The sequence below is a fragment of the Streptomyces sp. NBC_01537 genome, from assembly GCF_045040445.1.
Classification (GTDB): Bacteria; Actinomycetota; Actinomycetes; order Streptomycetales; family Streptomycetaceae; genus Actinacidiphila.
The window spans coordinates 1,721,783-1,739,634 of sequence record NZ_CP109392.1 but is presented as its reverse complement, the minus strand read 5'-3'; the positions used below and the strand labels follow the sequence as shown (position 1 = coordinate 1,739,634).

The 17,852-nt window shown below is 71.6% G+C and carries 15 protein-coding genes; 12 read left to right on the top strand and 3 right to left on the bottom strand.

Features of this window, described 5'->3' with window-relative positions:
* The first annotated feature begins 191 nt into the window (after positions 1 to 191).
* The 5 genes from OG607_RS08115 (at position 192) to OG607_RS08095 (ending at position 7,141) form a co-directional block, all read left to right on the top strand.
* Complete coding sequence (locus OG607_RS08115) at positions 192 to 2,702, top strand: SpoIIE family protein phosphatase (RefSeq protein ID WP_405720516.1); 2,511 nt, start codon at positions 192 to 194, stop codon at positions 2,700 to 2,702.
* Positions 2,699 to 3,808, top strand: coding sequence for a sugar ABC transporter substrate-binding protein (locus tag OG607_RS08110; RefSeq protein WP_405720513.1), 1,110 nt, complete (start codon positions 2,699 to 2,701; stop codon positions 3,806 to 3,808). The genes OG607_RS08115 and OG607_RS08110 overlap by 4 nt, the downstream gene beginning before the upstream one ends.
* 90 nt (positions 3,809 to 3,898) lie before the next feature.
* Positions 3,899 to 5,017: a sugar ABC transporter substrate-binding protein gene (locus OG607_RS08105; protein WP_405720510.1), complete on the top strand. Its 1,119-nt coding sequence runs from the start codon at positions 3,899 to 3,901 to the stop codon at positions 5,015 to 5,017.
* A 34-nt stretch (positions 5,018 to 5,051) separates the two neighbouring features.
* Positions 5,052 to 5,828 carry an ATP-binding cassette domain-containing protein gene (locus OG607_RS08100; RefSeq protein WP_405720507.1) on the top strand — a complete coding sequence of 259 codons (777 nt, stop codon included), beginning with the start codon at positions 5,052 to 5,054 and terminating at the stop codon, positions 5,826 to 5,828.
* Positions 5,819 to 7,141, top strand: coding sequence for a sugar ABC transporter permease (locus tag OG607_RS08095; protein WP_405720504.1), 1,323 nt, complete (start codon positions 5,819 to 5,821; stop codon positions 7,139 to 7,141). Before OG607_RS08100 ends, OG607_RS08095 begins: the two co-directional genes overlap by 10 nt.
* Positions 7,142 to 7,154: 13 nt before the next feature.
* On the opposite strand, the gene OG607_RS08090 is transcribed toward OG607_RS08095, so the two are convergent.
* Positions 7,155 to 8,033 carry an alpha/beta fold hydrolase gene (locus tag OG607_RS08090; protein ID WP_405736627.1) on the bottom strand — a complete coding sequence of 293 codons (879 nt, stop codon included), beginning with the start codon at positions 8,031 to 8,033 and terminating at the stop codon, positions 7,155 to 7,157.
* A gap of 109 nt (positions 8,034 to 8,142) precedes the next feature.
* Between OG607_RS08090 and OG607_RS08085 the strand changes: the two genes are divergently transcribed.
* Positions 8,143 to 10,128 (top strand): BTAD domain-containing putative transcriptional regulator, encoded by a 1,986-nt coding sequence (locus OG607_RS08085; RefSeq protein WP_405720501.1) that lies wholly within the window; start codon positions 8,143 to 8,145, stop codon positions 10,126 to 10,128.
* A 22-nt stretch (positions 10,129 to 10,150) separates the two neighbouring features.
* Here the strand turns inward: OG607_RS08085 and OG607_RS08080 are convergent, their stop codons facing one another.
* Together OG607_RS08080 and OG607_RS08075 are read right to left on the bottom strand one after the other, a co-directional pair.
* Positions 10,151 to 11,440: a CAP domain-containing protein gene (locus tag OG607_RS08080; protein WP_405720498.1), complete on the bottom strand. Its 1,290-nt coding sequence runs from the start codon at positions 11,438 to 11,440 to the stop codon at positions 10,151 to 10,153.
* A 78-nt stretch (positions 11,441 to 11,518) separates the two neighbouring features.
* Positions 11,519 to 11,914 carry a hypothetical protein gene (locus tag OG607_RS08075; RefSeq protein ID WP_405720495.1) on the bottom strand — a complete coding sequence of 132 codons (396 nt, stop codon included), beginning with the start codon at positions 11,912 to 11,914 and terminating at the stop codon, positions 11,519 to 11,521.
* A gap of 397 nt (positions 11,915 to 12,311) precedes the next feature.
* Between OG607_RS08075 and OG607_RS08070 the strand changes: the two genes are divergently transcribed.
* The 6 genes from OG607_RS08070 (at position 12,312) to OG607_RS08045 (ending at position 17,655) form a co-directional block, all read left to right on the top strand.
* Positions 12,312 to 13,187, top strand: coding sequence for a helix-turn-helix domain-containing protein (locus tag OG607_RS08070; RefSeq protein WP_405720492.1), 876 nt, complete (start codon positions 12,312 to 12,314; stop codon positions 13,185 to 13,187).
* 24 nt (positions 13,188 to 13,211) lie between these two features.
* Positions 13,212 to 13,424 carry a DUF397 domain-containing protein gene (locus tag OG607_RS08065; protein ID WP_405736624.1) on the top strand — a complete coding sequence of 71 codons (213 nt, stop codon included), beginning with the start codon at positions 13,212 to 13,214 and terminating at the stop codon, positions 13,422 to 13,424.
* A gap of 53 nt (positions 13,425 to 13,477) precedes the next feature.
* A complete protein-coding gene (locus OG607_RS08060; protein WP_405720489.1) occupies positions 13,478 to 14,302 on the top strand; it encodes an SAM-dependent methyltransferase in 825 nt (274 codons plus the stop codon).
* A gap of 1 nt (position 14,303) precedes the next feature.
* A complete protein-coding gene (locus OG607_RS08055; RefSeq protein ID WP_405720486.1) occupies positions 14,304 to 14,753 on the top strand; it encodes a GNAT family N-acetyltransferase in 450 nt (149 codons plus the stop codon).
* Positions 14,754 to 14,866: 113 nt separating this feature from the next.
* The gene (locus OG607_RS08050; protein ID WP_405720483.1) at positions 14,867 to 16,558 is read left to right on the top strand and encodes a protein kinase domain-containing protein; all 1,692 of its coding nucleotides are present in this window, start codon (positions 14,867 to 14,869) and stop codon (positions 16,556 to 16,558) included.
* Between the two features lie 320 nt (positions 16,559 to 16,878).
* Complete coding sequence (locus OG607_RS08045; RefSeq protein ID WP_405720480.1) at positions 16,879 to 17,655, top strand: SDR family NAD(P)-dependent oxidoreductase; 777 nt, start codon at positions 16,879 to 16,881, stop codon at positions 17,653 to 17,655.
* Positions 17,656 to 17,852: the final 197 nt, after the last annotated feature.

The following is a 17,852-nucleotide window of genomic DNA, read 5'->3' as shown; positions in this document are numbered from 1 at the left end:
GGAGGGCATCAGGGCGCGATGTGCGGCGGCGCGGCGGCGTCCACGACCAAACCCTCCCGGGGACGGACGGTGCCGCCACTGACGGCGATCGAGTGGATCTGTCCGGTTGTCCCATATGTGCGATTCTGGTACGGGGTGGCTGACCTCAAGCTGTCGGCACCCACCGCATGGACGGGAGGTACGTCGCGGACATGCCTCATGACGGCCGTGCCCGGACCGGAGTCTCGGAGCTGCGGGTATCCGGTGCATCCGAGGCCCCGGCGCCGCGGCCTCCGGTGCCGGAGGCCGCGGTGAGTGATCGGGCGCTGACGTTCGCCGGAGCGGCGCTGGCAGCGGTGTATGTGCCGGGTGCCGGGAATGACGGGAACGAAGAGCTTCGGTTGGCGGAGACGGCCGGGTGTGCGACGTCCGAGTTCAGGCTGCCGGAGCGGTTGCCCCTGTCCGGCGGCTCGCCCGCGGCGCACGCCGTGCGCACCGACCGGCCGCTGTGGCTGGATCGGGCGGGACTCGCCGCGTACTCCGAAGGGGGGCCGACGCCGCCGCGAGCGGAGGCGTCCCTTGCCGCGCTGCCAATGGGGACGGAGGGCAGGCGGCTGGGCTGCCTCGTCGTCGTGGGGGCTTCCGCGGACGGCTTCGAGCCCGAGCAGCGGCGTTTCCTGGAGCGGTACGCCGACGCGGTGGGCGGCATGCTCCAGTCCGGGACCGGCCGCCCCGCACCCGCGTCGTCGCTGCTCGGTCCCGCCCTGCGGAGTCTGCGCGTCGGCTACTTCGTCCTGGTGCCGGACACCGGCCTGATCGAGGCGGACGAAACCCTGCTCGAGCTGGTCGGAATCGCGCCGGAAGACTTCGACGGCGAGGCGGACACCCTGCTCGCGCATGCCCTGCCGGAGGACATGCACGCGCTGATGTCGGTCGTGGAGCCGTCCACGCAGGCGTTCGGCCGGCGGGAGCTGGAGTTCCGTGTCCGTCGCCCCACCGGTGAAATGCGCTGGCTGAGCCTGAGCTGCCGGGTGGTGGTGAGCGCCGACGGCCGTCCGGAGCAGGTGCTGGGCATGGTGACGGCGACCTCGGTCCTTCGCCAGAGCGCCGATGACGTCTCCAGGATCCAGTGGCTGACCGCGGCACTCGATGATGCAGCGACGGTCCGTGACGTCAGCCGTGTGGTGGTCACCGCGCTGCGGGAGCCGCTGGGCGCCGACCGGGTGGCGCTCGCCGAGCTGCAGGACGACCGGCTCATGGTCACCGTGCTCGACCCGCCCCATCCCGCCGCCTGGCCGGAGACATGGCGTGCCGAGTGGCGTTCGGAATGGCCCGACGCACCGGTCAGCGCCCTGCCCACCTTGCAGCTGGCCCTGCGGGACGGACGTATGGATCTGTGGCCCGCCGGCACACCCCTCGAATCCGGGCTCGCGGGCATCGGCGCCGGAGGTCTGGCGGTCCTGCCGCTGCCCGCCAAGGGCTGGGTCGCCGGAGTGTGCCTGGTCGGCTGGGACCAGCCGCACGAGTTCGTCCCAGAGGAGCGGTCCCTGCTGACCGCCACCGCGGCGCTGGTCGGGCAGGCCCTCATGCGCGCGCACGCGCACGACGCCGAGCAGGAGCTCGCGACGATGCTGCAGCGCAGTCTGCTGCCCCGGCGCCTCCCCGAGCTGCCCGGGGCGATCGCCGTCGCCCGCTATCTGCCCGCCAGGCGCGGGTTGCAGGTGGGCGGTGACTGGTACGACGTCATCGCCCTGTCCGAGCACCGGGTGGCGCTGGTCATCGGTGACGTGCAAGGACACAGTGCCGGAGCCGCAACGATCATGGGGCAGATGCGTACCGCGGTCAGGGCGTACGCGGTGGAGGGCCACCCGCCCGACGTGGTCGTCTCGCACGCCAATCGGCTCCTCGTCGGTATGGAGACCGATCTGTTCGCCACCTGCTGCTACGCCGAACTGGACTTGGAGGAGGGCAACACCCTGTTCGTCCGGGCCGGGCATCTCTCACCGCTGGTGCGCCATCCCGACGGCAGTACCGAGGAGGTGCAGGTCGAGGGCGGGCTCCCGCTGGGCGTCGTCGCGGACGCGGAGTTTCCCATGACCGCGGTCACGCTGGCCCCCGGCACGGTGATCGCCCTGGTCACCGACGGCCTGGTCGAGGCCGCCGACCTGCCCCTGGACGTGGGCATGCAGCGGACGCGGACCGCGCTCGCGGCGGCCGATCCGGCGGATCCGGGGCGGATGGCCGACGAACTGCTCGGCGGCGTCGAGCCCCGTGAGGACGACGTGGCGCTGTTGCTGCTGCGCTACGACGGCATGAAGAGCCGGCCGATACGGGCCGGCTGGGTGGTGTGGCGGTTGCCGGACGCCGTCATGCACGCCCGCCGTTTCACCGCGCGCACTCTGCGTGGCTGGAAGATCGAAGCAGTGGCCGACGCGGCGCTGCTGGTCGTGTCGGAGCTGGTCACCAACGCCCTGGTGCACACCCAGGGCCCGGTGCGCGTCGACCTGATGCTCCGCGGGGACCGGATACGGATCTGCGTGACCGACTCCTCGCCGCGTGCGCCCGCCAAGCCGGTGATCGTGGACTGGGAGGCGACCGGCGGCCGAGGCCTGTTTCTGGTCGAAGCGACGTCGGAGTCCTTCGGCTCCGTGCCGGTGGCCGGCGGCAAGCAGGTGTGGAGCGAGATCGTCGTGCCCCGAACGAAACGAGGGGGTCTGTCATGAGGACCCGCACATGGCACGCCATCGCGGCGCCTGTCGCGGCGCTCGTCGCCGGACTGATGGCGATGTCCCTGGCCGCCTGCGGAGGAGACCAGCAGTCCGGCACGGACAGCTTCGCCGTCGGCCTGCTGCTTCCGAGCCGCACCGTCCCCCGCTGGGAGCACTCCGACAAGCCGCTGATCGAGAAGGAGCTGAAGAAGCTGTGTCCCCGCTGCACCGTGGACTACGCCAACGCCGAGGGCGATACCACGAGGCAGCGGCAACAGATGATCTCCATGATCACCAAGGGGGTCAGGGTCCTGATCCTCGACGCCACCGACACCAGGGCGCTGCGCTCCTCGATCCAGGAGGCGCACAAGGCCGGTGTCCCCGTCGTCGCCTATGACCGGCTCGCCGAAGGCCCGATCTCGGGCTATGTCAGTTTCGACGGTGGGCAGGTCGGCAGGCTCCAGGGCGAGGCGCTCCTGAAGGCCATGGACGACAAGGCGAACGGCGGGAACGTCGTGAACGAGAACGTCGTGATGATGAACGGCGATCCGACCAGCCCCAACGCGGCGTGGTACCGCAAGGGCGCGCTGTCCGTCATCGCGGGCAAGGTGAACATCGCCAGGTCGTACGACACCCCGGGCTGGAGTACGGAGAACGCCCACGCCAACATGTCGGCCGCCATCGCGGCCCTGGGCCCGGACCGGATCGACGGCGTCCTGGCGGCGAACGACGCGATAGCCACAGGCGTCATCGCCGCTCTCAAGAGCGCCCGTGTCGGCGAGCTTCCTCCCGTCACCGGCCAGGACGCCCAGCTCGACGCCGTGCAGCGCATCGTCAAGGGCGAGCAGTACATGACGGTGTACAAACCGTTCGGAGCGGAGGCCGAGGCGGCCGCCGCCATGGCCGTCGCTCTGGGGCGCGGTGAGGATCTCGGCGAAGTCGCCACCACGACGACCGACAGCCCCACCACACGGCACATCCCCAGCGTCCTGCTCACTCCGAGCGCGGTGACGGTCGGCAACATCGAGCAGACACTCGTCAAGGACGGCGTGTACACCGTCGACCAGATCTGCACCCCGAAGCTCCGGTCCGCCTGCGACAAGGCCGGACTCGCCCCGTAACTCGTCCGGTAAGTGGCCCGGTCCTTGGCTACGCTTGGTATTAAGCGCCCATTACGGGGCAATGTCGGACATATTTCTAAGGAACCGAAGATGGGTCTCGGTGCCGGCCTTCCGGCCATGAAGCGCAGGTCCCTCCCCCGTGCGTCGGCGGCGGCGGCGGTCGCGGTTGCCGCCGGCCTGGCCCTGACCCTGGTCGCGGGCTGCGGCGGGGGTGGTGGGGGCGGTAACGACAGCATCACCATCGGCGTGCTGCTCCCGGGTGGCGGGGCCTCTCGCTTCGGGCAGTCCGACAGGCCCCTGATCGAGAAGAAGCTGAAGCAGCTGTGCCCGGACTGCCCCGTGACTGTCGCCGCCACGCCCGACCCGGCGGTCCAGCGGCAGCAGCTCGAGGCCATGATCACCAGGGGGGTGGATGTCCTGATCCTCGCCGCCATCGACGCCGAGGGGATACACCCCTCGGTCGAGGCCGCGCACCGGGCCGGTATCCCGGTCGTCGCCTATGACCGGCTCGCGCAGGGCCCGATCTCCGGTTACGTCACCTTCGACGGTGCGAAGGTCGGCAGGCTTCAGGGCCAGGGGCTCCTGAAGGCCATGGGCGCGAAGGCGCACGGCGGCCAGATCGTCATGATGAACGGTGCCACGATCGACCCCAATGCGGGCTGGTACAAGGGGGGATCGCTCTCCGTCCTCAAGGGCCAGGTGAAGATCGGCAAGTCGTACGACACCGTCGGATGGCGGCCGGAGAACGCCTTCGTCAACATGACCGGCGCCATCGCCGCCCTGGGCGGGGGCAACATCGACGGTGTCCTGTCCGCCAACGACAGCCTCGCCGGCGCTGTGGTCTCCGCCCTCAACGCCGCCGAGGTCAGGCCGCTGCCCCCGATCACCGGTCAGGACGCCGACCTCGCCGCCGTGCGTCGCATCGTCCGGGGCGAGCAGTACATGACCGTCTACAAGCCCTTCAAGCCCGAGGCCGACGCCGCCGCCGAGATGGCCATCGCCCTTGGGCGCGGCAAGACGGTCGAGTCCATCGCCACCGGCACCGTCGACAGCCCCACCACGAAGCACATCCCGGCGGTCCTGCTCCCGTCCGTCTCGGTGACGGTCGGCAACATCAAGAACACTCTGGTAAAGGATGGTATGTACACCATCGACCAGATCTGTACTCCGAATCTCCGGTCCGCCTGCGACAAGGCCGGACTCACTTGACGGGTTTTCCCCGAAGGCGGAAGGAGGTGGCCCCGTGCCTCAGCCCCTGCTGGCCTTGCGCGGCGTCTCCAAACGATTCGCCGCCGTCCAGGCGCTGGTGGACGTAGAGCTGGAGATCAGGGCCGGCGAGGTGGTCGCCCTGGTGGGCGACAATGCCGCAGGCAAATCCACCCTGGTCAAGGTGATCTCGGGGGTCGGCCCCGCCGACAGAGGCATCGTCGAGTGGCAGGGGGACGCCGTCCAGATCAAGCGTCCCCAGGACGCCCAGGTCCTGGGGATCGCGACCGTCTACCAGGACCTCGCGATGTGCGACAACCTCGATGTCGTCGGCAACCTCTTCCTCGGCCGGGAGATCCACCGGTTCGGCGTCCTCGACGAGGTGGAGATGGAGCGCCAAACCCGCGAACTGCTCCACACCCTGTCCATCCGCATCCCGGACGTGCGGGTGCCGCTCGCCACCCTGTCCGGCGGCCAGCGGCAGGTCGTCGCGATCACCCGCTCGATCCTCGGCTCGCCCAGACTGCTCCTGCTCGACGAGCCCACCGCCTCCCTGGGCGTCGAGCAGACCAGTCAGCTCCTCGACCTCATCGAGTCACTGCGCGACCGGGGCCTCGGGGTGCTCCTCATCAGCCACAACATGGGTGACATCAAGGCCGTCGCAGACCGGGTCGCCGTCCTGCGCCTCGGCCGCAACAACGGCCTCTTCGACGTGACCACCACCTCCCAGGAACAGATCATCTCCTCCATCACCGGCGCGGCGGACAACGCCGTGGCCCACCGCGCGACCTACCCGGAGGAGGCATGGCCGTGAGGGGGAGCGGGCGGGGGAGGGAGAGCGGGCAGGGGAGGGAGAGCGGGCAGGGGAGGGAGAGGCAGGCGCGCGCCGACGATGCCGCGCCCGCCGCCGGCCGACCCCGCGGCGGACGCCGGTGGTACGCCGGACATCTCAGGGCGTACGCCGGCGTGGTGCGCCGCAGACTGCACGAAGGCGACCTCGGCCCGGCCCCCGTCCTGCTCGCTCTCGCCGTGACCTGGATGATCTTCCAGGGCCTCAACGACAACTTCCTCTCGCCCCGCAACCTGTCCGTCCTCAGCGTGGACATCGTCGGGACCGGCATGGTCGCCGTCGGCATCGTCTTCGTGCTGCTGATCGGCGAGATCGACCTGTCGGTGGGCTCGCTCGCCGGCCTGGCGGGCGCCCTGTTCGCCGCGCTGAACGTGAACCTCGGAATGCCGGAATGGCTCGCCGTGATCATCGCGCTGATCTGCGGCGCGGCCGCCGGGGGCCTCCAAGGGTTCTTCTTCGCCAAGATCGGCGTACCCGCGTTCGTCGTCACCCTCGCGGGCCTGCTCTTTTGGAACGGCCTGATGCTCTACCTCCTGGGGCCGGACAGCTCCATCAACTTCAGCGAGGACGGCCTGGTCGCCACGCTGACCAGCCGCTACTTCGCCGCCGCCCTCGCCACCTACGGCCTGGCGGCGCTCGGTACGGCCGCGTACCTCCTCGTCTCCTTCCGCAACCGCAGACGCCGCAGCGCCGCCGGGATGCCGTATCGCCCTGTGGGCGAGATCTGGGCGCGTACGGCCCTCCTCGCGGTGGTCGCCTTCGCCACCGTCTACGTGCTGGGCCGCTTCGAGGGCCTGCCGCTGGCGCTCCTGATCTTCCTCGCGGTCATCATCGCCTCGGACCTCTTCCTGCGCCGCACCCCCTACGGCCGGCAGATCCTCGCCCTGGGCGGCGGCGTGGAGGCAGCCCGGCGGGCCGGCGTCGACGTGGCGCGCGTACGGATCTCGGTGTTCATGGTGTCGGGGACCCTCGCCGCGGTCGGCGGCCTGTTCATCGCGTCACGCCTCACCTCGGCGAGCCAGGTCTCGGGCTCCGGCATGCTGCTGATCAACGCCATCGCCGCAGCCATCATCGGCGGCACCAGCCTCTTCGGCGGCCGCGGCTCGACCTGGTCCGCACTGCTGGGGGTGCTCATCATCCAGTCGATCGCCTCGGGCATGGCGCTGCTGGGAGTAGAGACCCCCGTCCAGTTCATGATCACCGGCGGGGTGCTGCTCACGGCCGTCGTTTTCGACTCCTTGGCGCGGCGCGCCGCGGAGTCGCACGGGCGGGACTAGGGCCTGTCCTGTGTCAGCGTGCCGTGAGTTTCCGCAGCGCGGCGGCGATCTGTTCGGGGGCTTCTTCGGCCATGAAGTGGCCGTAGGTGACGGTGGTGTGGGAGAGGTCCGGTGCCCAGGCCTGCCAGAGCGCCGGGGCGTCGAAGCCGAGGGCGGCGCCCCAGTCCTGCTGGAGCACGGTGACAGGCATGCGCAGCTGGTTGCCGGTGTCGTGGTCGGCCCGGTCGTGGTCGATGTCGATGCCGGCGGAGGCGCGGTAGTCGGCCACGATGGAGGTCACCGCGTTGCGGGAGGCGTCCAGGTAGGCGGCGCGGATGTCGGCGGGGATGGTCTGTGGGGCGCCTGCCCAGATGTCGAGGAAGTGGCCGAAGAACACGTCCGGGGCGGCGGCGATCAGCTGCTCGGGCAGGCCCGGGGGCTGGGCCATGAGGTAGAGGTGGAAGCCGACGGCGGCGGTCGTGCCGCGCGTGACGTCCCACATGTCCAGGGTGGGCAGTACGTCGAGGCAGGCCAGGTGGGTGATGGCGCCGGGATGGTCGAGTGCGGCGCGGAAGGCGACCAGGGCGCCGCGGTCGTGGCCTGCGAGGGCGAATCGGTCGTGCCCGAGTGCGCGTGCCAGGGCGATGATGTCGGCGGCCATGGTGCGCTTGGCGTAGGCGGTGCCGTCGGTGTCGGCGGGTTTGTCGCTGGCGCCGTAGCCTCGCAGGTCGGGGCAGATGACGGTGTGGTCGGCGGCGAGATCGGCGGCGACGTGCCGCCACATCAGGTGGGTCTGGGGGAAGCCGTGCAGCAGCACGATCGGGCTGCCCGAGCCGCCGACGGCGACGTTGAGGGTCACGTCGTCGGCGACGGGTACGCGCTGGTACGCGAAGCCGGGGATGGACGGTGCCACGGTCATGGTGGGCTGCTCTCGCTAGTTTCGGGAGGCGTCCGCCGGGCGGCGGGGCACGACGAGCCTGCCGCGTGCGAATCAGCATCCGGTCAGCAACTACCGTGGCGGTATGGAACCGGTCGCGTTCGGTGTGCTCGGGCCTGTGGTGGCGGAGCGTGGCGGTGGCGTGCTCGCGTTGAAGGGGCCGCGGCATCGGGCGGTCCTGGCCCGGTTGATCGTGGCCCGCCGCCGCGTTGTCCCGGTGGCCCGCCTGGTCGAGGACCTGTGGGAGGAGCCTCCGCCGGGCGCCGTCGGTGCCGTGCAGACCTTCGTCGCCGCGCTGCGCCGTGTCCTGGAGCCGGATCGTCCGCCGAGGGCGCCGGCTCGTCTGCTGGTCACGGAAGGTCCCGGTTACGCGTTGCGCGCGGATCCGGACGCCGTGGATGCCTGGCGCTTCGAGGCGGCCGTCGGTGCCGCGCCGGCGTTGCCGCCCGCGCGGGCGGCAACGCGGCTTCAGGAGGCGCTGGGGCTGTGGCGCGGTCCCGCTTACGGCGAGTTCGAGCAGGAGAACTGGTGCCGGGCCGAGCGCTCCCGCTTGTCCGAGCTGCGGCTGCGGGCCGAGGAGCAGCGGGCTGAGGCCCGGCTGGCGCTGGGCCGGGCCGCCGAGGCGGTGCCCGATCTGGACGCGCACGTGGTCGACCATCCCTGGCGCGAGGACGCATGGGGGCTGTTGGCGCTCGCGCTCTACCGTGCGGGCCGCCAGGGGGACGCGCTCGCGGTGCTGCGCCGGGCGCGGGCGGCCCTGGTCGGCCGGCTGGGGGTGGACCCGGGCCCGCGCCTGCGCCGGCTGGAGGCGGACATCCTCACCCAGGACCCGTGCCTGGACCTTGCGGCCGAGCCGGCGGCGACCGGGGCGGCCCGGCTGTGGACGCAGGCGGCCGCGGCGTACGACCGTAATGTGGCCGCCGGTGCCCGGGCCCGGCTGGAGTCGACGGTCGGCCTGATCCGGAACCTCGCGGTGACCGGGGGCGGTGGCCTGGAGGCCGCCCGGCAGCACCGCATGGCGGCCATCACCTCGACGGAGGAGTTCGGCGACCCGGAGCTCACCGCCAGGGTGATCGGCGCCTACGACGTGCCCGCGATCTGGACCCGCGGCGACGACCCGCAGTTGGCCGGGCAGGTCGTCGCCGCGGCCGAGCGCACCATCGCCGCCCTGCCGGACGGCGGCTCGCAGGACGCCGCGCGCTGCCGCCTGCTGGCCACGATCGCGATGGAGATGCGCGGCACCCGCTCCCCGCGCGGGCCCCGGGCCGCTCGCGACGCGGAGGAGATCGCCCGCCGCCTGGACGATCCCGCGCTGCTGGCCTTCGCCCTCAACGGGGTGTTCATGCAGTCCTGCACCCGGGCGGGCCTCGCGCCGCAACGAGACGCGATCGGCGCGGAGCTGATCGCCCTGGCCGCCCGCCACGGCCTGATGACCTTCGAGGTGCTCGGCCACCTGATCCGGCTTCAGGCCCGCAGCGCGCTCGCCGACTTCCCCGCGGCGGACGTGCACGCCGCCGCCGCGGACCGCCTGGCCGAGCGCCACGAACTGCCGCTGGTGGGTGTCTTCACCCGGTGGTACGGGGCGCTGCGGCTGGCCGACTCCGGTCAGCGGTCGCAGGCCGAGGCCGCCTACCGGGCGGCCGCCGCGCGGCTGGACGGCGCCGGCATGCCGGGGCTGCGGCACGGTCTCATGCCGCTCGCCCTGCTGTGCTGCCGCCTGGCCGACGGCCCTCCATCCGCCCTGCGGGCGGCCGACGGCGTCGCCCCGAGCGCGGACTGGGGCCCGTACCGTCCCTGGGCCGAACCCTTCGCCCTGCTGCGTACGGGCCGCCGCGCCGACGCACGGGCAGCGCTGCGCGCCCTGCCGGAGCCGCCCGCGGACCTGATGTACGAGGTGCTGTGCTGCCTGCAGGCCGCCGTCGCCCTGGAACTCGGCGACCGCGCCGTCCTCAGGCGGGTCCGCTCCCGCCTGCTGCCCGCTGCAGGCGAACTCGCGGGCGGGGGCAGCGGCCTGGTCACCCTCGGCCCCGTCGACCGTTACCTCACGGCCATCACGGCCGCCCTCGACTGATGTGAGGGTCCCGGCCCGGCTGTCAGGCCATGCCGAAGAGCTGGGTCCAGTAAGTACCGGCATGGCTGCCGATGGCGTGGCCGATGCCGATGTGGGTGAAGTCCGGTTTGAGGATGTTGGCGCGGTGGCCCGGGCTGTTCATCCAGCCGAGGACGACCTCGGCGGGGGTGCGCTGGCCGCAGGCGATGTTCTCGCCGATGCCGCGGTGGGTGGAGCCGGCGGTGGCGGCGCGGTCCCAGGGCCGGCGGCCTTCGGGGGTGGTGTGGGCGTAGAAGTCGCGGGCGACCATGTCGTCGCTGTGCGCCTGGGCGGCGGCGGTCAGTGCCGGGTCGACGGTCAGAGGTGCCAGTCCGGCGCCGGCCCGTTCGGCGTTGGTGAGGATGACCACGTCGGATGCCAGGCGGGCCAGGCCGGCCGGGGTGAACGGCTGGGCCCACAGGGCGGTCCAGTAGACGTCACCGGATGGCCCGCCGGTGGCGCGGCCGAGTCCGACATGGCTGAACGCCGGGTTGTGGAAGGGGAGTCGGCGCTGCTCCGCGGCCAGGCAGTAGTCCACGAATTCCGCCGGGGTGCGGGGCCCGGAGACGATGTGCTCGGCGATGGACAGACACGCGTAACCGCCGGCGGCGACGCGGTGGAAGACCGACCGGCCGGCGGGGCTCTCCAGGCCGAGGCGGCCGTGCGCGGCCATGCTCGCGGCGTGAGCCTGGGCGGCCGAGGCGAGCCTTGCGTCAAGGGTGACGGGGGGAGCGCCGGCCCGGGACCGCTCGGCGTTGACGCGGGGGAGGAAGCCGTCCGGCGACGGTGAGGGGGAGCGGACCGGTGGCGGGTCGTCGTCCAGGACGTCGACGCCGAAGTCGCGTGCCACGCCGGCCAGGCCGTCCGCGTAGCCCTGGCCGAGGGCCCGCAGCTTCCACTCGGTGCCGCGCCGGTAGATCTCGGCGATCAGCAGCACGGTCTCGTACGTCGGCTGCGGCGGGGTGAAGCGGGCGAGCACCGCTCCGCCGTTCCCCGTCACGCTCATGGCGGGCACCGGCAGCCTTCCGAGAGGTGTGCCGGGATCGGCGGGGCTGACGGCCACCGTGACCCGGCTCGCCCCTGCCCGCAGCGACCGTGGGTCCACGGTGACCGTGTCGCCGTGCAGCCGGGCACCGGGAGCGGACGGCTGGTTGAAGAAGACGAAGTCACCGTCCCCGGCGACCTTTCCGTTGTCACCGGTGATCAGTACGGAGAGGTCGAACGGCCCCGGCACCCGGATCGCGAGCGAGCCGTCGGGCAGCGTCCGGTTGCCACCGGAGACCAACTCGCCCATCGCCGCCCCTCGCCGCCGTGCGTGCTCATCGTGTTCATCGATGGAACGGACGCCGGGTTCATCCGGTTCCAGCGCGGATCAGGCGGCGCCGATGTGGCAGGCGGCGAAGTACAGCGGGAGCGGCGGCGTGTAGGGCGAGTCGTGGGGGCGGTGGATCAGGCGGGGGTCGTGAGCGGAGGGAGTGGTCAGCTGGGCACCTACGGAGTACTGGGTGAAACCGGGCCAGCTGACGCCGAGGTGGGAACCGGAGGGGACGATCCACCACCAGTGGCGGTCGTCGGCGAAGACGCAGCCTGTGCGGGGGAGTGCGTCGATGATCCGCTGGCCGTGCTCGGCGGGGATGCCGACGGCGTCGCACCCGAGGGCGGCCGGGAGATCGGGGGGAAGGACAAGCCGTCGGCGGCATCCACGCGGGGCACGGGGGCTGGTGCGGGCGTACGAGAGCAAAGGGGGCCGGGGCCAGGACGACGGCATCAGAGGCTGCTTCCGGACAAGGGCGGCCGTCGTGCGGACACCCGCGGCTGAGGGCGGCTCAAGCAAGGGCGGCTCAAGGAAGAGGCCGCTGGTTCTGCCCGGAGGCGAACTCGGCCCGGACGATGCCTCTAGGGCCCGTCCGCCGCCGGACAGGCCCTCCCAGCCCGCTGCCGCTCTGGGCTTCGGAGGCCACCAGGACCACGTCATCGCACAGTTGGGGGGCGGCGGAGGGATGCATGGGGTTCACCTTTCGTCTGCCCTGACGTCACTGTGTCAGTTGACGGATTCAGCACGCAACAGGCGACTTGAAATTTGCATATTACGCAGTGCAACTGCTGTTGCCGCAGGTCGGCCGTGGCACACTACGACCGTGCACCCGGCGCCGAGGAGGCAGGACGTGAGTGTGGAGACCGCCTGGGGCGACGCTCCGACCGTCCTGCGCATGATCCTCGGGAGGCAGCTCGAAGAGCTGCGCACCCGCGCCGGACTGAGCTTCGAACAGGCTGCCGAGGCCATCGGGGTGAGCCACTCGACGCTGCGCCGGATGGAGGCCGCCAAGGTGGCCCGGCTCAGGCTGGCCGAGGTCGAGAAGCTGCTCCGTACGTACGGGATCACGGACCAGAACGAGATCGACACCTTCCTGCAGTCGGTCCGCGAGGCCAACAAGCGCGGCTGGTGGCACAACTACCGCGATGTGATGCCGGACTGGTTCGCCGCGTATCTGAGCCTGGAACGGGCGGCGCTGCAGATCCGGGCCTACGAGCCGCAGTTCGTCCACGGCCTGCTGCAGACCCAGGAGTACGCACGGGCCCTGCTCACCGCCGGGAACCCGCACGCGTCGGACGGGGCCACCGAGCGGATGGTCGCGCTGCGGATGCAGCGGCAGGAACTGCTGCACCGTCAGAACCCGCCCCGGCTGTGGGTGGTGATGGACGAGACGGTGCTGCGGTGGCCGGTCGGCGGCGCCGAGGTGATGCGCGCCCAGATCGACCACCTGATCGCGGTAAGCGCGCTGCCCCATGTGACGCTGCAGATCATGCCGTTCAGGAACGGCCCGCATCCGGCGATGCGGGCCGGGGCCTTCCACCTCTTCCGGTTCAAGGCCCGCGAACTCCCCGACATCGTCTATCTCAACGGCATGGTCGGCGCGGTCTACCTCGACAAGGACGAGGACGTCCTTGTGTACCGCGAGGCGCTGGACCGGCTGGGCGCCCAGTCGGTACCGGCCAGGAAGACCGAGGAACTTCTCGGCGCGATTCGCAAGGAGCTGTGAGTGCACCACCACATACGCAACGGCATGCCCTCCACCGATCTGGGCGCCAAGGGCTGGCGCAAGCCCTGGAGCGACGACGCCGGTGGCGCCTGCGTGGAGGCGAAGAAGCTCAACGACGGCCGGGTGGCGCTGCGTCAGTCCACCGATCCGGACGGCCCGGCCCTGGTCTTCCCGCCCGGGGCGATGACCTCTTTCGTCGACGGCATCAAAGCCGGTGCCGCCGACTTCCTCTGCTGATTCCTGACCCTGGACAGCTCATGACGAACCAATTACCCGATGGAGGGACCGCGTTGCACGAGAACGGCTGGTCGGCCGACCGCATCGACACCCAGAGCGCGCATTCCGCGCGCATCTACGACTACATCATCGGCGGCAAGGACTACTACCCGGCCGACAAGGAGGCCGGCGACGCCATGACCGCCGAGTGGCCGGCCCTGCCGGTCCACATGCGGGCCAACCGTGACTTCATGCACCGGGCCGTGCGCTACCTGGCCGAGGAGGCCGGCATCCGGCAGTTCCTCGACATCGGCACCGGCATCCCCACCTCGCCCAACCTCCATGAGATAGCCCAGGCGGTCGCCCCCGACTCCCGGATCGTCTACGTGGACAACGACCCCATCGTCCTCACCCTCTCCCAGGGCCTGCTCGCCAGCACCCCCGAGGGCAGGACCGCCTACGTCGAGGCCGACATGCGGGACCCGGCCGCCATCCTCGCCGCCCCGGAGCTGCGGGAGACCCTGGACCTCGGCAAGCCGGTGGGTCTGACGGTGATCGCCATCGTCCACTTCGTCCTGGACGAGGACGACGCCGTCGGCATCGTCCGCCGCCTGCTGGAGCCGCTGCCCCCTGGCAGCTACCTCGCGATGTCCATCGGCACCGCCGACTTCGCCCCCGACGAGGTCGGCCGGGTCGCCCGCGAGTACGCCGCCCGTGGCATGCCCATGCGGCTGCGCACCGAGGCCGAGGCCGAGGAGTTCTTCGAGGGTCTTGAGCTGGCCGGCCCCGGGGTGGCCCAGGTCCACAAGTGGCGCCCGGACGGCGCCGGCAGCGGCGCCGAGGCCATCAGGGACGAGGACATCGCCATGTACGGGGCGGTCGCCAGAAAGCCCCTGTGACATGCCTGTACAGATCGAGCCGGCCGGACTGGCCGACCTGCGCCGGGTCCTTGCCGATCACCCTCGCTACTGGGGCGAACGCGACCTCCGGTCCCTGCACCTGACGGCGCTGGTGCAGGAGTTCGGTTCGACGTGTCTGGTCGCCCGGGCCGGGGACGGGATCCGCGGGTACGTCTTCGGGTTCGTGACCCCGGCCGGCACCGGGTATGTGCATCTGGTCGCGACCCGGGACGATGCCCGCGGCTCCGGTCTCGGGCGCCGCCTGTACGAGGCGTTCGCCGAGGCGGCGCGTCGCGAGGGCGGCGTGCGGCTGAAAGCGATCACGTCGGTGGGGAACACCGGCTCGATCGCGTTCCATCGCCGCCTCGGCTTCGAGGTGGAGATCGTCGATGACTACAACGGCCCGGGCCAGGCCATGGCCGTCTTTCGACGCGATCTGCGCGAAACCTGACGTTCCATCAAATTCCTTTATTAGCACGGGAGTTCGGCCTCCGATGGGGTCTGTGGCCCCCTATGCTGTGCGTGCCCGGAGGGGCTGCGGGGGCTGAGGCGTCGGGAGGGATTGTGGCAGCGCTGGAGCCGGAGGACCCGCTTTCCGTCGGGACCTACCAGTTGCTGGGGCGCCTGGGCGTGGGCGGTATGGGCCGGGTCTTCCTCGGACGGTCGCCGGGTGGGCGGGCGGTCGCGGTCAAGGTGGTGCACGCCGAGCTGGTCCGCCGGCCGGAGTTCCGCTCCCGCTTCCGCCGCGAGGTGCAGGCGGCCCGTCAGGTCAGCGGGGCGTTCACCGCCCCGGTCATCGACGCGGACCCGGACGCGCCCCTGCCGTGGCTGGTCACCAGCTACATCGCCGGGCCGTCACTCCAGCAGGCGGTCGCCGACCACGGACCGCCGCCCGCGCACGTCGTACTGGCCCTGGCGGCCGGGCTGGCCGAGGCGCTGATGTCCATCCACGCGGTGGGCCTCGTCCATCGCGACCTCAAGCCGTCCAACGTGCTGCTCGCCGAGGACGGACCCCGGGTCATCGACTTCGGGATCGCCCGCGGCCTTGAGGTCAGCTCGATCACCAAAACCGGGCTCATGGTCGGCTCCCCGGGCTACATGTCGCCCGAGCAGATCAACGGCGGTGGCGTCACCCCGGCGAGCGACATCTTCGCCCTAGGCGCGGTCCTGGCGTACGCGGCGACCGGTGCCAACCCCTTCGGCGAGGGACCGACCCCCGCGCTGCTGTACCGCGTGGTCCACAGCGAGCCCGACATCCGAACGGTCACCGAACCGGGCCTGTACGCCCTGATCGCGGCCTGCCTGGCCAAGGACCCGGGCCGCCGCCCCACGCCGCGCGAAGTCCTTGCCGCGGCCGCCCCCGGCGCCGGCCGGGTGACGGACACCCGCCACTGGATGCCCGCCGTCGGCCACACCCGGGCGTTCGCGCCCGACACCCCGCAACCGCCGAGGCAGCCGCCGACGCGGCCCGGCACTGCGGCGGCACCCGGCGGCCGTACCCGGCGGGTCCTGCTGCTCTCGGGACTCGCCGCCGCTGTCGCCGCCGCGGGCGGCACCGTCGCTCTGCGCCTCACCGGATCCACGGCGAACGCGAGCGGATCCTCGCCCTCGCCCTCGTCCTCCCCGTCCCGGTCGTCCGGGGTGTCCTTACCGGCACCGCTCGGTGCCTGGCCGCTCAGCGAAACCTCCGGCACCTCCGCCGCGGACACCGTGGGCTACCACGACGGCACCGCCAGCGGGGTCGGGTGGGGGCTGGGCAAGGACGGTGCCGCCCAGTTCAACGGTGTCAGCAGCCAGATCATCACCGAGGGCCCGGTGCTCGCCACCGGCAGCGGCCAGAGTTTCACCGTCGCGGCCTGGGTCTGTCTGTCCGCCGTACCCGACGGCTTCGCCACCGCCGTCAGCCAGGACGCCACGACCGCCAGTGGCTTCTACCTCCAGTACTCCTCCGCCGAACAGCGGTGGGCCTTCGCCCGCCCGGGCGTCCGCGCGCTGTCGTACACCCTTCCCTCCGCGGACACCTGGACGCACCTGGCGGGCGTCTGCGACGCGGCCGACGGCCGGTTACGCCTGTATGTCGACGGCGTCCAGCAGGGCGCCATCGGCGACACCGACCCCGTCGACGCCCCCGGTGCCCTCATGATCGGACGCGCCACCTACCAGGGCCAGGCCAGCGACTTCTTCCCCGGTGCCATCAAGGACGTGCGGGTCTTCGACCAGGCCCTCACCTCCGCCCAGATCAAGACCCTGCGCTGAGGCCGCTGCGTGGCGTATTCAATGCCGCCGTCAATAATGTGACCGCTGATGCGAAGGAATGCGGAATTCGTCAGTTCGAAAACTGATTTCATTGTTTCCCGATTCCCGGCTCTGACTCAATCCCTGCCCTTTCGCCGGGCGACACACCGTAACCGCATTCGACCGCCTGACCTCTCGCTTCCGGTCACGGACCTATATACTGATTTGTGAAGTTGTGCAGTCGGCCCCGAGACGCATCGGATATCTCTGATGAAGGCGACGAAGGCGCGGCGCGAGACACGGCTGCGAGCCACCCCGGGATTCAGCGAGCGGCCTCCGGTATGAACGCGCGGGAGTTCGAGGGGCTGTCCGCCATCGTGACGGGCGGGGCGTCCGGTATCGGCCTGGCCACCGCCCGGACCCTGGTGGCCCGCGGTGCCCGCGTGGCGGTCCTCGACGTCGACCTCGACGTCGACCGGGATCCCGGGCCCGTGTACGCGATCCGGGCCGATGTCGGGGACACCGCATCGGTCGCCGCCGCTGTCGGCCGGGCGGTCGAGGAGCTCGGAGGCCTGGACGTCCTGGTCAACAACGCGGGGATCGGCGCCCGGGGCACCGTCGAGGACAACCCGGACGAGGAGTGGCACCACGTGCTGGACATCAATGTGCTGGGCATCGTCCGCACCAGCCGGACGGCCCTGCCGCATCTGCGCCGCTCCTCGAACGCGGCGATCGTCAACACCTGTTCGGTCGCGGCGGCCACCGGGCTGCCGCAGCGGGCGCTGTACGCGGCCAGCAAGGGAGCCGTGTTCGCACTGACCCTGGCGATGGCGGCCGACCACATCGGTGAGGGCATCCGGGTCAACTGCGTGAACCCGGGGACCGTGGACACCCCATGGGTCCGCCGGCTGGCCGAACAGGCCGACGACCCGGAGGCCGAGCGTGCCGCCCTCAGCGCCCGCCAGCCCAGCGGCCGTCTGGTGACCGCCCAGCAGGTCGCGGACGCCATCGCCTACCTCGCCGGACCGCTGGCCGGCGCCACCACCGGGACAGCGCTCGCGGTGGACGGGGGAATGGAAGGCATCCGGCTGCCCCGGGAAGGGCCAGGCCGTGTCTGACAAATCCCGTCTGCCCCACGACGCCGCAGTGACATCAGCCGCTGGCGCGGCGGGCGCGCGCTCGCTGCGTGGTCGGAGTCGCCCGAGCAGCCCACTACGAGGGCGATCCTCCGCCTTGCGATCGCACGCACCAGACGCCGTGGGGCCCGCCCTTCGGGCGGCCGGCGCCAGACCCCCGCTCCTTCTCCCACGGACAT

Coding starts and splice junctions, on each gene's coding strand:
- OG607_RS08115 (WP_405720516.1), top strand. CDS start 192: ATGCCTCATGACGGCCGTGCCCGGACCGGAGTCTCGGAGCTGCGGGTA.
- OG607_RS08110 (WP_405720513.1), top strand. CDS start 2,699: ATGAGGACCCGCACATGGCACGCCATCGCGGCGCCTGTCGCGGCGCTC.
- OG607_RS08105 (WP_405720510.1), top strand. CDS start 3,899: ATGGGTCTCGGTGCCGGCCTTCCGGCCATGAAGCGCAGGTCCCTCCCC.
- OG607_RS08095 (WP_405720504.1), top strand. CDS start 5,819: ATGGCCGTGAGGGGGAGCGGGCGGGGGAGGGAGAGCGGGCAGGGGAGG.
- OG607_RS08085 (WP_405720501.1), top strand. CDS start 8,143: ATGGAACCGGTCGCGTTCGGTGTGCTCGGGCCTGTGGTGGCGGAGCGT.
- OG607_RS08080 (WP_405720498.1), bottom strand. CDS start 11,440: ATGGGCGAGTTGGTCTCCGGTGGCAACCGGACGCTGCCCGACGGCTCG.
- OG607_RS08075 (WP_405720495.1), bottom strand. CDS start 11,914: ATGCCGTCGTCCTGGCCCCGGCCCCCTTTGCTCTCGTACGCCCGCACC.
- OG607_RS08065 (WP_405736624.1), top strand. CDS start 13,212: ATGCCCTCCACCGATCTGGGCGCCAAGGGCTGGCGCAAGCCCTGGAGC.
- OG607_RS08055 (WP_405720486.1), top strand. CDS start 14,304: ATGCCTGTACAGATCGAGCCGGCCGGACTGGCCGACCTGCGCCGGGTC.
- OG607_RS08045 (WP_405720480.1), top strand. CDS start 16,879: ATGAACGCGCGGGAGTTCGAGGGGCTGTCCGCCATCGTGACGGGCGGG.